This is a genomic window from Alphaproteobacteria bacterium (assembly GCA_030680745.1).
Classification (GTDB): Bacteria; Pseudomonadota; Alphaproteobacteria; order JAUXUR01; family JAUXUR01; genus JAUXUR01.
On the sequence record JAUXUR010000041.1, the window covers coordinates 24,885 to 39,555 of the forward strand.

Below are 14,671 nucleotides of genomic sequence, written 5' to 3' on the forward strand. Positions count from 1 at the left end.
GAGGATAAAATGAAGAAAATACTTATCTTGTGTTCTATGTTTTTTGCAACGTCATTTCTTTATGCTGATGATGATAACAAAAAAGATGAACTTATTACTAAAATTTTAAAACCTGATGATTCTCAAAAAATGACTTCTTTTGATATCTTTGGACCAGTAGCTCTTCAGCTCAAGCAACTCACTGAAAAATTTGGACAGAACCAGGAAAAATTTAAAATTATCTTACTCGATAATCTTAATGAAGAAGCTTTAAAATTCAGTGGAACTGATTCTCCAGAAGTAATAGGTGCGTATAAGAATTATTTTACTGAAGAAGAACTTCAATTTATCTTCAATTTAAGAAAAAACGCAATATGGTTAAAAGTAAATAATGCTCAATATCAAACTTATTTAATGAATAGGGCTATGAAAAGAATGATGGGTTCTGCCATGCCAAATTTTATGGTTAATTTCATTAAACAAATTGTAGCAAAAGCCATAGAGGGTGGATTAGATAAAAATGTAAGTGATAAATTGCTGAGCCTTTCGCAAAAGGAAGTTGATACGACAGATAGTTCAGAAATGTTAAAAAAGATGCGGGATCAATATGATGAACAAATTAAACAAAGCACTCTTCCAAAAGCATCTGATGGTGTAACGCCTGAAAAAATAGAATTGGCTGGTGAGTACACGTCGCATATTTATAACCCTGATCAAATGGTGGAATCTGTCATGATGATGGTTAAAATGGTTTTAAAAAAAGTTGAAGATCAGGCAAATACTGAAAAAGAAAAATTTTCTAGTATAATAAATGCATTTTTTGACCATGAGGGGAAACAACTGATTAACCAATTCTATATAGACACTTTTGTGAAAGCCAGTGAAAAAGCGATGGCTGAAATTTTCACGCTTCAAGAACTTAAAGAGATGGTTGCGCTGCAAAATCAACCCATTGTTCAAAAGCTCAATACTTTTAGTCGAGAGGTGTTACACAAAATAACGACAAAAATACTGATGCAAAAAACAATGGAAGGTATTAAAAATAATGAATCTTTTATCCGTATCGCTGTCAATAAAGCTCTTGAAAAAGCAAAGGAAATGAATCTGATTTCTGGAGAAGCTTTAAGCAATATTCAGAAAGAGGTTTTAGCCATGAAAATGTAGAGAAGCGATGAATTTTTCTTGAAAATAAAGAAAACCAGTAAAACGGAACTGTGTTATTTTTATAAACACAGTTCAGTAAACTTTCTTTTTTATTTAGATATTTTTATTCTTCTTCGTCTTTTGTTTCAATATCGCGTTTAACGCGTGGTTGATTTAAAAGACGCGATATTTTTTCAGCTTGATCAAAGGTTGTGTCAATTTTGAAATACAAATTCGGTATATATTTCGTCTTTAATTGTTTGGCAATGACAGAGCGATAATAATGAATTTGTTTTGTTAAATCTTCAATCAATTCATCACTATTGACACCACCTAGGGGCATGACAAAAGCTGTTGCATTTTTAAGATCGGGGCTCACTTGGACTTCTGTAATTGTCACAGATTGTTGAAAATTGGCTTCATCTAAGAAGCCTTCTCTGATGACAATTTCAGCAAGAATGCGTCGGATTTCTTGACCGACGCGTAATTGACGTTGTGAACGCTCTTTAGGACGAGGCATTGTTGATTACTCCTAAAGTGTACGTGCGATTTCTTCGACTTCGAAACATTCAATAATATCTTTTTCTTGGATATCATTATAGTTTTCAAAAGCCATACCACATTCAAATCCTTCACGGACCTCTTTAACTTCGTCTTTGAAACGTTTAAGCGTTTTAAGTGCACCTTCATGGATCACAACGTTATCACGTAACAGACGTACTTTACCGCCACGTTTCATAATACCATCGGTTATATAACAACCAGCGATTTTACCCACTTTAGTGATGTTAAAGACTTGACGAATTTCAGCATTCCCTAAGAATTTTTCTTTGAGCGTTGGTGCTAAAAGTCCGCTAAGAATTGACTTCATATCATCTATCAAATTGTAAATGATCGAATAATAACGAATTTCGATATTATCGCGGGCAGCTGATTCACGGGCTTGAGGATTCGCACGAACGTTAAAACCAATAACAATGGCATTTGAAGCACGCGCAAGCGCTACGTCAGATTCATTGATACTGCCAACAGCCGCATGAAGGATGCGCGCCTTAACTTCGTCAGTTGATACTTTATCAAGGCTGGTCATGATCGCTTCAAGTGATCCATGAACGTCAGATTTAATAATAAGGGGTAGATCTTTACGTTCACCCGCTGCGATTTGAGAGAACATTTGCTCTAAGCTGCCACGTGCACTTGCTGCAATTTCTTTTTCACGACGACGATGTTTACGGAATTCAGCAACTTCGCGGGCGCGCACTTCAGTTTCAACAACCATGAAATCGTCACCCGCAACTGGTGTTGCATCAAGTCCTAAAACTTCAACAGGTTTTGATGGTCCTGCTTTTTCAATTTTACGTCCCTTATCGTCAAGAAGAGCACGAACACGACCCCATTCACAACCTGCGATGAAAGGATCACCAACACGTAAGGTTCCTTTTTGAATAAGAACGGTTGCAACAGACCCACGGCCTTTTTCTTGTTTGGCTTCAATAACGGCACCATAAGCAAGACGGTTTGGATTTGCTTTCAAATCAAGCATTTCGGCTTGAAGTAAAATGGTTTCTTCAAGGACATCAAGGTTCAGACGTTTTTTAGCGGAAACTTCAACACTTAGAATTTCACCGCCCATGCTTTCAAGGTAAATACCATGTTGCAATAATTCAGATCCAACACGCGTTGGATCAGCGCCAGGAACGTCAATTTTATTTATGGCAACAATAATAGGCACATTAGCCGCTTGTGCGTGATGTATCGCTTCAATTGTTTGCTGTTTCACGCCATCATCGGCTGCTACAACAAGTACAACAATATCAGTTACGTTCGCTCCACGTGCACGCATTTCAGAAAATGCTGCGTGACCAGGTGTATCAATAAAGGTAATTTTTTTTGTCGAAGGCAATGTAACGGAATAGGCACCAATATGTTGAGTGATACCACCAGCTTCGCCTGCTGCAACGTCTGTTGAACGCAATGCATCAAGAAGGGATGTTTTACCGTGATCAACGTGACCCATGATGGTGACAACAGGGGCGCGTGAAAGAAGAATATCGTCTGGCATTTCTTCAAATTCTAATCCAATTTCAATATCAGATTCGCTTACACGTTTTGTTTTGTGGCCTAATTCAGTAACAATAAGTTCGGCTGTATCAGCATCAATGGCTTGATTAATCGTTGCCATAATGCCCATTTTCATCAATTCACGAATAACTGCTGTACTTCTTTCAGCCATACGATTCGCTAATTCTTGAACTGTGATCACTTCAGGAATGATAACTTCACGTACAATCTTTACTTGTTCTTGCGCTTTACCATGAAGTTTTTTGCGTTCCTTTTCACGTGAGCGTCTAATGGCCGCCATACTACGTGAGCGTGCTGCATTTTCTTCTTCTTCACTGCGAGGGCCTGTAAAGGTACGTGCTAAATTGCGTTTTGCGCCGGGGTCATAGCGTTCTTTTACTTCAACTTTTTCAGCAACTTTTTTGACACGACCACGTGCTGCATTTTCATCTTCATCAAAATCACGTGTTTTTACTGTTTTGCCCGTTTTTTCACGGTCATCTTTAGAGTCAGTTTTTTTTGCGTCAGCATCAGCAGATGGTGTAGTTGGAGTTTGTTGGCCTGAAGCTTTTTTCTCAGGCGCTTTTGCTTGTTTTGCTTTTTCTGCTTCTTGCGCTTCTTTTAAGGCTTGTTCTTCAGCAGCCTTACGTTCTTCAGCAATTTTTTTCAATTGTTCATCATGCAAACGACGTTTTTTTTCTTCAGATGCGCGTGCTTCATCATCGGTACGTCGCTCATTTTCAAGATCATATTGCATTTGACGCTCTTCAGCGCGAATGGATTCTTGAAGAAGGCGCAAACGATGCGCACGTTCATCATCACTAAGGCCGCGTAAAGATGCTGCACTTAATTTTTTTTGCTCATGCAAAGGTTTTCTTTGTTGTAATGGTCTATCTGTCCGCGTTTCATATCGCGGTGCTTCAGTTTTGCCTTCAGTTTTAGGAGGCTCAGTTCTGGGCGGCGCCATTCTTGGAGGTGCTGCTTTTGGTGCGTCAACTTTAGCTGGTTCACTTTTTGGAACTTCAACTTGTGTAATTTCAACCTTAGGTGCTTCTACTTGAACAGGTTGGGGTTCTTGAATAACAGGCTGTTCTTCTTTATGAGGTGTAAAACGTTTCCGCTTTACCTCAACAGTCACAGCATTACGGCCTTTGGTCCCTCTCGTTTGAGATGTAAGATCAACAGATTTTTTAAGGCCAAGTTGCCCTTTACCTGAAAGACTTAAAACTGATTTTTTTTCATTTTGATTTTCTGTCATAAGTTATTAACTTTCTATACATTAACTAAATTCGCAGGATTTAGCGCCCATCCTATGGGCAAATTCGTTGTCAAACCTGTGCTTCCGGTACTCATGTACTTAAGTACACTCCGTGCCGGTTCTCGGCTTTTTCTAGACTTTGCCACATAAAATGCGCGCTTAGTCTTGGGGAACCGAAAGGTCTTCAATTTTTTGAAGATCATTTAAAAAAAGTGGTAATAAACCACATTGTTGCACCCCACAATAAACATAATCAGTTCCTCCAAAGATGCGATTAAGCTTCTCTCTGGTAAAAAATGAAACAATTCTTAAAGTTGGATTCATTCTGACGAGCTTGCCTAAATCACTCGCTATTGAATCTTTTGCTTTTAGCATTACAGCAACTTGTCCTTTTTTGATCCGGCTCCCTAATTTTTCGAAGCCTGCAACAATCTTGCTTTGCTTCCGCATGAGACATAAAAGATTCAAAAGGCGCTCTTCCAAAAGATGAATGACCTTGTCCAAAAGATTTGGTTCTATCTTTATAATGCCTTCAAAAAAACGATTAAATAATTTCTTTTGAATTGCTCGGGTGACATTTTGTCGATGTGCTGTTACCCAAATTCCACGCCCAGGTAACGCAATGTTAATATCTGGGGTAAGCTCACCATCAGGTGAGACCACAAACCTAAGGAGCTTTTCCTTTGGTAAAACCTCACCTGTATCAATACAGCGTCTTAAAGGTGTTTTTTCTAGATCGGTATTTTTCAAAAATGGCCTCTAAGACTATACTAAATACTAAGTTAAACTTATTTTATAATTACCCAAATTATGAGTCAAAATCTAGAAAGATCGAGACCCGGAACGGAATGTACTTCTTTGTACATGAGTACCGGAAGAGTAGATCTGACGACGAGTTTGACCATAAAGTGGGTAATTAACTTGTTTCGTCTTGGAACCAATGCGCTCTAGCCTGCATAATAAGCTCTTCAGCTTTTTGATGGCTAAGCGTTTTAGAAGGCAGCAATTCCAATAATTCGTCTGTTGCAAGATCGCCTAAATCATCAAGGGTTTTGATGCCTTTGTTCGAAAGAAGATCAAGCACTTTTAGGCTAAGGCCTTCAAGGTTTATAAGGCGTTCATCAATACCTTTTTCTTTAAGGATATTGTGCAATTCTTCTTTTCTTTTATCTAAAAAGACGTGCGCTCTATTTTGCAATTCAGCAGCGACATCTTCATCAAAACCTTCAATGGTGGTGAGTTCAGATTGATCAACTTCTAAAATTTCTTCAACAGAGGTAAAACCTTCTGTGACGAGCAAATGCGCAATAACATCATCCACATCGAGTGCTTCGATAAATAGATGTGAACGTGTTTTAAAGTCTTCTGTACGTCGTTGTGATTCATCAGATTCTGTTACGATATCAATATGCCAGCCTGTAAGGGCAGACGCTAATCGAACATTTTGTCCACGACGGCCAATTGCCAAACTTAATTGTTCATCAGGGACAACAACTTCAATACGATTAACATCCTCGTCTAACACAACTTTAATAGGATCAGACGGTGCCAATGCATTAATAACAAAGGTTGCTGTATCTTGCGACCAAGGCACGATATCAACTTTTTCACCTTGTAACTCAGCAACGATTGCTTGAACGCGTGATCCACGCATCCCAACGCAAGCGCCAACAGGATCAAGTGAAGAATCTTTGGAATAAACAGCAATCTTAGCGCGACTTCCAGGATCACGTGCAACAGCCTTGACTTCGATCACACCATCGTAAATTTCAGGCACTTCTTGCGTGAATAATTTGGACATGAATTCAGGACGTGTACGAGACAATAAAATTTGAAGACCACGATGATCGATACGTACATCATAAATATAAACACGGACGCGATCGCCTTGGCGATATGTTTCTCGTGGGATCATTTCGTCACGACGCAAAATAGCTTCAGCACGCCCTAAATCAAGAATAAGATTCCCAAAATCGATACGTTTAACGGTACCGCTGATGATTTCACCAATACGATCTTTAAATTCTTCATATTGACGGTGACGTTCAGCATCTCGCACTTTTTGAACAATAACTTGTTTTGCCGTTTGTGCAGCAATACGACCGAATTCTATTGGTGGCAAAGATTCAATGATGAAAGCGCCAATTTCAGTATTAGGATCTTTTTTACGTGCATCTTTTAAAGAAATTTGTGTTTGAGACTCATCAACTTCTTCAACAACTTCCTCATAAAGAGCAAGCGAGATGTTGCCACTTTCGCGATCAATCGTCGCACGTATATCGCGTTCGTGACCGTATTTAGCACGGGCCGCTTTTTGGACAGCCATTTCCATAGCTGCAATAACTTCTTCGCGATCAATGTTTTTTTCACGCGCGACTGTGTCTGCAACCTGCAATAATTCTAAATTTATACGAGCTGTTGTCATTGTCTTAACTATTTTCTTGTTTATGTTTTGCCAAACTATGTGCAATTAACTCATCTGTTAGCAGAAGTTTTGCTCTTCTTACAAGCGAAAAAGGAAGTTCTTGCAAAACACCTTCTACCAAAATCTGAATGATATCTTCTTTCACGCCAACAAGATTACCCTGGAAACGTTTGCGACCATTAACGGTTTCAGACATCTCGACCTTAGCTTCAAAACCTTTGAAACGATCAAAATCTTTGAGTCTAATAAGAGGGCGATCAATACCTGGAGAACTTACTTCTAGAATGTAAGCACTTTCGATCGGATCTTCAACCTCTAAAAGAGCAGAAATCGATCTGGACACGCGTGTACAATCTTCAACAGTGATGGTTTCGCCATCAAGGCGATCAATCAATATCTGAAGCGTTGGTCGTTTTAACTCTTTTATATAAGTAAGACGAACAATTTCGTAACCTAAAGGCGTAATGCTAGGTTCCAGCAAATTAATAAGCTTACGTGTTACTGCGTCAAATTCCACGATCATTCCTATGGTGAATAATTAAATTTTTCTATATTCTAAAGAATTTCTCAAAAAATACAAGTTTTCTTTGATGATTCTGAGAATTTTATTGCTTTTGTAAAGCGCTTTAATAATTTGTGTGATTTAATGAACTTTAATCTAAAAGCTCATGGGCTTGATTTTTATCATCTTCAATCATTCTTAAGCCCTCTTCCTGTGTTTCAAAATTTATAAATTCTCTAATAAAGTGAGAAAGTCGGATTGTAATGGATTGTCCATAGATATTTTGGTCAAACTCTAAAATATGGGCTTCAATAAGATTTGAAGGGCGTTGTTCAAAGAAACATAATGCTTTTTTATTCATCATATTAAGATCTGGTAAATCAACGTAGCAAGCATAAATTCCAGATTGTTCTCTTCTATTGCGAACATATAGGTTAGCTGTTTTCAAATTGATAAGTTCACCCAATTGTTCGCCACGTTCAACAATACCATTATATTGGTTGAACGATGCTTTGATATTGGTCGTAAACATCAAAAAAATAAAAAAGCTTAAAAAGATACGCATTTTTTCCTTGTGCATAAACTTAAATCCGTATATTAATGTAAGCTGCTTTTAAAATGCATTCAAGGGTGTTATACTTCTTGTATAATGCCATAGTTTTCTGTTAAGATGTGCGACGCTTAAAAAATTCTCTGCACATAAGGGTGATTTTATGAATTTACTACAACAACTTGAAAAAGAACAAATCGAACGTCATATTGCTACACGGCCTATCCCTGTATTTCGCCCTGGGGACACATTAAAGGTGAGTCTCAAAATTATTGAAGGCACGCGTGAACGTGTTCAAAATTTTGAAGGTGTATGCATTGCGCGTAAAAATGGCGCTATGAATTCAAGCTTTACTGTCCGTAAAATGTCGCATGGTGAAGGTGTTGAGCGCGTATTTCCGCTCCATTCTCCGTTGATTGAAGCGATTGAAGTTTTACGTCGTGGCGATGTACGTCGTGCGAAACTTTATTACTTACGTGGTCGTACTGGTAAAAGTGCACGTATTCCTGAAAAAGTTACACAAAGACCTCCAAAGGGTTCTGCAATTATTGCTAAAGCAACGCCTGCCGCGGCACCTGCAGAAGCTTAGTAGTTTATTACTATTGACTTAGAATTAAACACCCTTCATGTTTTAGGATATGAGGGGTGTTTGCATATTATAGTTTTCTAATGCAAATTTGATAGTTTGCATTAAGAAAATAAGATCAACAATGTCTAGGAGTCAAATATGAGTTACAATATTGCAATCGTAGGCGCCACTGGTAATGTTGGTCGCGAAATTCTTGCAACACTTGCTGAACGTGATTTTCCTGTTAAAGAAATTCATGCGCTCGCATCTGACCGAACCTCTGGCACTCAAGTTTCTTTCGGCGATGACAAAATTCTTAAGGTTCAAAATCTTAAAGAATTTGATTTTAAAGGCATTGATATCGTTCTTTCTTCCCCAGGTAGTAAGGTTTCAGCTGAATTTGCACCTATTGCAGCACGCGCTGGCGCTGTTGTTATTGATAATACATCTGAATTTAGAATGAATCCTGATGTGCCTCTTATCGTCCCAGAAGTCAATCCTGAAGCAATGATTGATTATCCGAAACTCAATATCATAGCAAACCCGAATTGTACCACTATTCATCGTGTCGTAGCACTTAAGCCTTTACATGATTTTGCTAAAATTAAACGTATAATTGTATCGACTTACCAATCTGTTTCAGGGGCGGGTAAAGATGCTATGGATGAGCTTTTTAACCAAACAAAAGCTATCTATACAAATGCCCAGCTTTACAAAGAATCATTTAAAAAACAAATCGCTTTTAATGTTATTCCTCAAATAGATAGTTTTATGCAAGATGGTCACACTAAAGAAGAATGGAAGCAAGTTGTTGAAACCCAAAAGATTTTAGATCCATCAATAAAAGTTATATCCACCTGTGTGCGTGTGCCTGTTTTTATTGGCCATGCAGAAGCCATCACGATTGAATTTGAAAACCCAATAAGTGTGAACAAAGCTAAATCGCTGCTGAAAAATGCACCTGGCATTCAAATGATCGATGAAACAAGTGAAGAAGAATTTATAACGCCTATTGAAACGGCTGGTGAAGATTTTGTTTTTGTTAGCCGTATTCGTCAAGATCCGACAGTGCCACATGGTCTTGTTTTATGGATCGTTGCAGATAATTTACGCAAAGGTGCCGCTTTGAATACTGTTCAAATTGCTGAAATGTTAATTAAAAAATACTTAAAATAGAAAATTCTATTTAAGCTATATAATATTTTATCGGATAACAATGTTTTTTTAATTGATTTATACTTAATAATGAAGTAAATTTTATAAAATTAATTTATTATTGGATTTATTATGATAAAAAAAATATTGCTTTTAAAGCTTATGGCTTTATGCTTCACATCTTCATTATTTTGCGATTTGCGCGAAATTGGTTATCTCAAAAATATACATAATTTGCCTTCTATAATGGAAGAAAAAGGATTTTTACCATCCGAAACGGCAATTATTTTTGATATTGATGGGACACTTGTTGTTGAAAATGAGCCACTTTTCAATCAAGAATTGTGTAGGGAACAATCAGATCATTTGCAGGAACTTGCTGATGTTTTATGCAAGGATAAAAAAGATGTTTGGGAAGATATTTCATATTTTAGAGAAAAGGAAGAAGATTGTATTCGTTTTGTTGAAGATACGATTTCAGAAACAATTCAATCGTTGCAAACGCAAAATACAACAATTTTTACTTGTACAAGATCCGTTTTTTGTTATCCTCATGATCTTCGTATCAATTTTATGAAAAAAAATAATGTTGATTTTTCGAAACCTTACATAGGGGAACATTTTGATTCAATACCTTTTTTCAATCCACAAACTTTTGGTATAAAATGTCATGATTTTGAAAAAATTAAATTTCGTGGTCATTCTTCAGCCTATGAAACAAAAAAATCAGTAATTATTGATGAGATTGTTAATACGTTAAAAAATACTAAACAAATTAAAAATATTATTTTTATTGATAATTTTATAGATGAAGTAGAAGATGTTTGTGATAATTGTAAAAGTGTTGATAATATTATTTCACTTTATTACATACGTGTGCGTGAAGATACAAAAATAGATGAGTTAGTGGCATCCTATAGAATATTTGAGCAAAAATATCTTAATTCTCCCTACGATTTTGACGATTGTAAGCAAAAACCAGCTTTTACTGAAGTAAATCATTTAAACAAAGAATATTCATTATCCTTTATTTCTTTTGGTTCTAAAGATCCTATTGTTTTTGATCCCAATTCCTTAACAAAAAAACCTTCTGATATTCCTAGGTTTATTGATTTTGGCGCTTCTTCAAGTAGCTCCGAAGATAAGTCAGTTTTATGGTCCCCCAAAGCAATAAATCCTGCAGTAATGAAAAATCCTTTTTCTTTTATGTCACATGATTTTGGGTGGAACGTAAATCCAGAAGAAGTCCCTGCTCGACCATCTTCAAATCCACTTTTGGATTTAGCTGAAAATTATTTATATGACAGTGAAGATGATTTTATCTCTGAAGAAGATAGTGAAGAAGGCGTGACAGATACAGAGGATAGCGAATCAGAGAAATCTGAATAGTTCTTTAATCTCTTGGCTCTATATGTTTGTAGTAGCTTGTCTTTCCTACATATCGTGAACAGGTCGCGATATGTAGGAGGCAATTTTTAATGTGCTTTATGTTTCAAAAATAGTTTTTTATCTCGTTTTAATGCACCTATTTTGATAAGTATTCTTACAACGCCTTCTTCAGTGATAAAGGGTGTATCATGCTCGTCTAATATCCATGTTGTCCCATTGTTATTACCTGATAATAAAACAGCTAATTGATTATAAATAATAGAGCGAGGATTTTGTTTTAAAAATTCATTTATCTTGATTTGAATATATGAAATAAGGTTTGGCAAACCTACATTTGCATGGCGGTAAAATGTATCAAGAGCATCCTGCAGGCTTAAGGCAAGTAGGTTCTCGTAATAAAGTTGTGCGCTGACATCAAAAGCAACATCATGTCGTGAGCCAACTAAATCGCCAATTAAATTCCTAAGATAAAGACCTTGATGAACGCCTTGATCAACTTGATTGGCAGGGACACCACAAATTTCTGCCATTAAATCATTTGTGCCAGAAAATAAGGTTTCAACAAGATCTTGAATTGCGTCATATAAAAAGTTAGAGGCTTCATAGGTATCGGCGCCTGATCGTTGTATAATGGCTGCATTTAAAATTTCGCCTTTTTTTGTTTTAAGTTTTGTGTGATAGGGTAATTCAGCATAAATTTCAACGATAGCACCTGCTTTTCCATAACGACAATGGATAATGGAGCAGAGTATTTTTAAAAAAGATTCTTCTTGTGTGGATAATTTGTTGTTTGTTCCATCTGTTGAATCCAAAGATAAAATATGCTGCATAATGCATTTAAATTGTGCTGCAATTTTATGATGACGGGGTGCGTTTAATAAAGATGAAAGATAATTATCGCTATCATTTAATGTTCCTTTATTAATTCCTTCAAATGATGATCCTGTCAAATTGAGTATAATATTTGTAGTGTCAGGATTGTTAGAGATTCGATTTTTTATTCTTTGCATTAATATATGCAATATGTTTTGATCTATTATAGGGGTTGTGTCAAAGTCGATTTCAATGTTTGATAAATCTTTAAAAAATTCTGGATTTAAGCTAATTCTATAATCCAAATTTTGACCTTTAAAATAATGCCATTCTATAAATGTAGAAAAATCAACTTGTTCTTCTCGTTTTTTTAATAGATTGCCATGTATGACGTAGGGACTTTTGGGATCATCTGAATCATCTAACAATATTTGTGTTCGAATGGTTAATTGTATGAATTCATCATTTTCCACAAAACCTAATTGATCGTAATGTCTTTCAATAAAATCAGCGAGCATAGAAGATAAATATTGATCGTCGGATTGCAATATATTTTTCCAATATTCCAATATATCGTTTTTTGCTTTTTCATTATTTTTGATAGATGTCCAATAATCTAACAATAAGTCAGGCAAGATATCATTCTTATCAAAATTTAAAACATATGTATCATAATTTTTACATTTTATGGCTTGTTCACGAATATTTTCAGGGAGATAACTAAAATACATCATTAATGAATAAATATTTTTTAAACAAATTTTGTTTTTTAAAAAATGTTTTATATGAAATTCTTTATTTTTTTTAAGATATTTATTTATGTGATTTAATATTTTTAATAAGCATAAATTGTAATCGGCTATATCATAAATTTCTTTAATCGCGTCAGTTTGTGTTATAAAACTTTGAAATTCTTCAATCAAAGGAAGGCGGTCTTTTTTTTCTACTATTGTAAGAAGGGAAATGATTTCAGCATAATAGGTATAATTCCATTCTTTATTTTCACCTATTCTTTTTGCTAATTCGTTTATTGGTTTTATGTCGTCTTTCGCTGCTCTAGAAAATGCTAAAAAAATCTCCCCATAATCTTTATGATCACATTTGTTTGTATAAAATTCGGCAGCAGATTCAATAACAGCATCACGATTATCTTCTTGTATTTGCGAAAGTCCAAGGGCAACGCCAGTACAAGCATCTGATGAACTAATAATTTTTTTTGCCATTTTTATAAAATATGAAACCTGATCGATTTGTTTAAACATATCTATATCTATAATAATGTGCGCTAGTTCGGTGCCAGAATAAGTATGACAATCTGGGAAATTTTCTTTTATTAGATCAATAATAATAGAATGTTTTTCTTTTTTTATAGTTTTTAATGCTTTTATTATAAATGAATAATTGTATAATTTTTTTTGATTTTTTCTGTAAAGATTTTTAGCTATTTCATATATTGATTCATAATCTTCTTTTTCTATTTTTTCAAAAGCAAAAATAAAATCTGTATATTCAAATTCATTGTCCTCAAAAGTGTAAGTTTTTTTTGCCATTTCAATTAACAATGCTCTATTATCTTTTGTTATTCTTGAAAGAGCTAAAGCAATGATAGAGTACATATCGTTTTCTCTTTTTTTATGAGGATCTAAAATAGTTCTTGTTAAATCAATAAGGGAATCAATATCTTCTTCTATTTTTTTAATATTTTTTATCATGTATGAATAATATTGAGCGCTCCAAAAGTTATCTTGATCCCAAGATTTAATTTTTATGATACATTTGATAATATTAATTCGTTTATTTTTGTTGATTGGTTTCAACAGATCAATAATTAATAGGTAATTATCTTCTGTCCATTGTTTATGAATATCGATTTGTTGTATGAAGTCCCTTATTGTATTAATCTCATCTGCGTCCATTCCAGTAAGATGTTCGATAAAAACTGCTAAATTTTTTGGCGCAAAGACATTTAATAATTCTTTAGTTGCATTCTCACGATTTTCTTTGTTTTTTGTAAATTCTTTAAAAATAGCAGAAAAATTTTCGTTGTTATTAAGATGTTCATAATTTTCAGTCAAATATTCTAACGTATTGCAATAATCTTTTAATGTCCAATGCTTTTCTTGAAGAGTTTTAAGCATATGTGCGATAGGAATACGTTTTTTTTGCTCTATTTTGTTGAATATATTAAGCATTGATTCATATTCATATGCATCAAATTTTTTTTGAGTATGCACAAGATTGACTATTTCACAAAGATGAATTATTTCATTTTTATTAAATTTTTTAAGCACCTCGATAATAGCACAAAATTCATTCATTCCGTCTGGGGATTGTATTAGATTTAAAAGATCATTTTGTAACATTTTTGCAGCCTTTATAACAATAAGGCGTCCGTTTTGTTTGACGTTTTCTAGTGTGCTAATAAAATTTCTATAATTTTCTATAATAAACAAATTGTTATTATTAAACGTTTTGATTACAATACGGCGTAACGCTAAAAATTTTTCGTGATCATAGGGTTCATTCAATAAAGAATTAAATATTTTTTCTGCATCTTTTATTAAATTTTCTTCATTTTCGATGGGCGATATTTCACCAATATAGGTGTTCATTCTATTTTGAATATTTAAATTTATTTCGGTTTGGTCAGTACTTTCTATATCCATTAATGAATTAAGATAATTATTGCCATAATCAAAGGTAAAATCCATAAAATCATTTGGTTCATCATCACTTTCACCTGCAAACAAATTTGATGAAAGAAGAATAGAAGATAGAAAAAGTCCAATTGTAAATTTTTTATGCATCATAATACCCTGAAAATATAG

The 14,671-nt window shown here is 34.7% G+C and carries 11 protein-coding genes; 4 read left to right on the forward strand and 7 right to left on the reverse strand.

The window, feature by feature from the left end; genetic code table 11:
- The first annotated feature begins 9 nt into the window (after positions 1–9).
- The gene (locus tag Q8L85_03810) at positions 10–1,143 is read left to right on the forward strand and encodes a hypothetical protein (GenBank protein MDP1723806.1); all 1,134 of its coding nucleotides are present in this window, start codon (positions 10–12) and stop codon (positions 1,141–1,143) included.
- 103 nt (positions 1,144–1,246) lie between these two features.
- On the opposite strand, the gene rbfA is transcribed toward Q8L85_03810, so the two are convergent.
- From rbfA to Q8L85_03840, 6 genes are all read right to left on the reverse strand, one after another.
- Positions 1,247–1,642, reverse strand: coding sequence for a 30S ribosome-binding factor RbfA (gene rbfA / locus Q8L85_03815; protein ID MDP1723807.1), 396 nt, complete (start codon positions 1,640–1,642; stop codon positions 1,247–1,249).
- 12 nt (positions 1,643–1,654) lie between these two features.
- Positions 1,655–4,441 (reverse strand): translation initiation factor IF-2, encoded by a 2,787-nt coding sequence (infB, locus tag Q8L85_03820; protein MDP1723808.1) that lies wholly within the window; start codon positions 4,439–4,441, stop codon positions 1,655–1,657.
- Between the two features lie 159 nt (positions 4,442–4,600).
- Complete coding sequence (locus Q8L85_03825; protein ID MDP1723809.1) at positions 4,601–5,191, reverse strand: DUF448 domain-containing protein; 591 nt, start codon at positions 5,189–5,191, stop codon at positions 4,601–4,603.
- 166 nt (positions 5,192–5,357) lie between these two features.
- Complete coding sequence (nusA, locus tag Q8L85_03830; protein ID MDP1723810.1) at positions 5,358–6,866, reverse strand: transcription termination factor NusA; 1,509 nt, start codon at positions 6,864–6,866, stop codon at positions 5,358–5,360.
- Between the two features lie 4 nt (positions 6,867–6,870).
- Positions 6,871–7,383 carry a ribosome maturation factor RimP gene (gene rimP, locus Q8L85_03835; GenBank protein ID MDP1723811.1) on the reverse strand — a complete coding sequence of 171 codons (513 nt, stop codon included), beginning with the start codon at positions 7,381–7,383 and terminating at the stop codon, positions 6,871–6,873.
- Positions 7,384–7,519: 136 nt separating this feature from the next.
- Entirely contained in the window at positions 7,520–7,948 is a 429-nt protein-coding gene (locus Q8L85_03840; GenBank protein ID MDP1723812.1) for a riboflavin kinase, read from the reverse strand.
- A 133-nt stretch (positions 7,949–8,081) separates the two neighbouring features.
- Here Q8L85_03840 and rplS point away from each other — a divergent pair, with 133 nt between their 5' ends.
- The 3 genes from rplS (at position 8,082) to Q8L85_03855 (ending at position 11,030) form a co-directional block, all read left to right on the forward strand.
- On the forward strand, positions 8,082–8,507 hold the full coding sequence (rplS, locus tag Q8L85_03845; GenBank protein MDP1723813.1) for a 50S ribosomal protein L19: 426 nt from the start codon (positions 8,082–8,084) through the stop codon (positions 8,505–8,507).
- A gap of 138 nt (positions 8,508–8,645) precedes the next feature.
- A complete protein-coding gene (locus tag Q8L85_03850; GenBank protein MDP1723814.1) occupies positions 8,646–9,662 on the forward strand; it encodes an aspartate-semialdehyde dehydrogenase in 1,017 nt (338 codons plus the stop codon).
- 111 nt (positions 9,663–9,773) lie between these two features.
- The gene (locus tag Q8L85_03855; protein MDP1723815.1) at positions 9,774–11,030 is read left to right on the forward strand and encodes a DUF2608 domain-containing protein; all 1,257 of its coding nucleotides are present in this window, start codon (positions 9,774–9,776) and stop codon (positions 11,028–11,030) included.
- 86 nt (positions 11,031–11,116) lie between these two features.
- Here the strand turns inward: Q8L85_03855 and Q8L85_03860 are convergent, their stop codons facing one another.
- Positions 11,117–14,650 carry a hypothetical protein gene (locus Q8L85_03860; protein MDP1723816.1) on the reverse strand — a complete coding sequence of 1,178 codons (3,534 nt, stop codon included), beginning with the start codon at positions 14,648–14,650 and terminating at the stop codon, positions 11,117–11,119.
- Positions 14,651–14,671 lie beyond the last annotated feature (21 nt).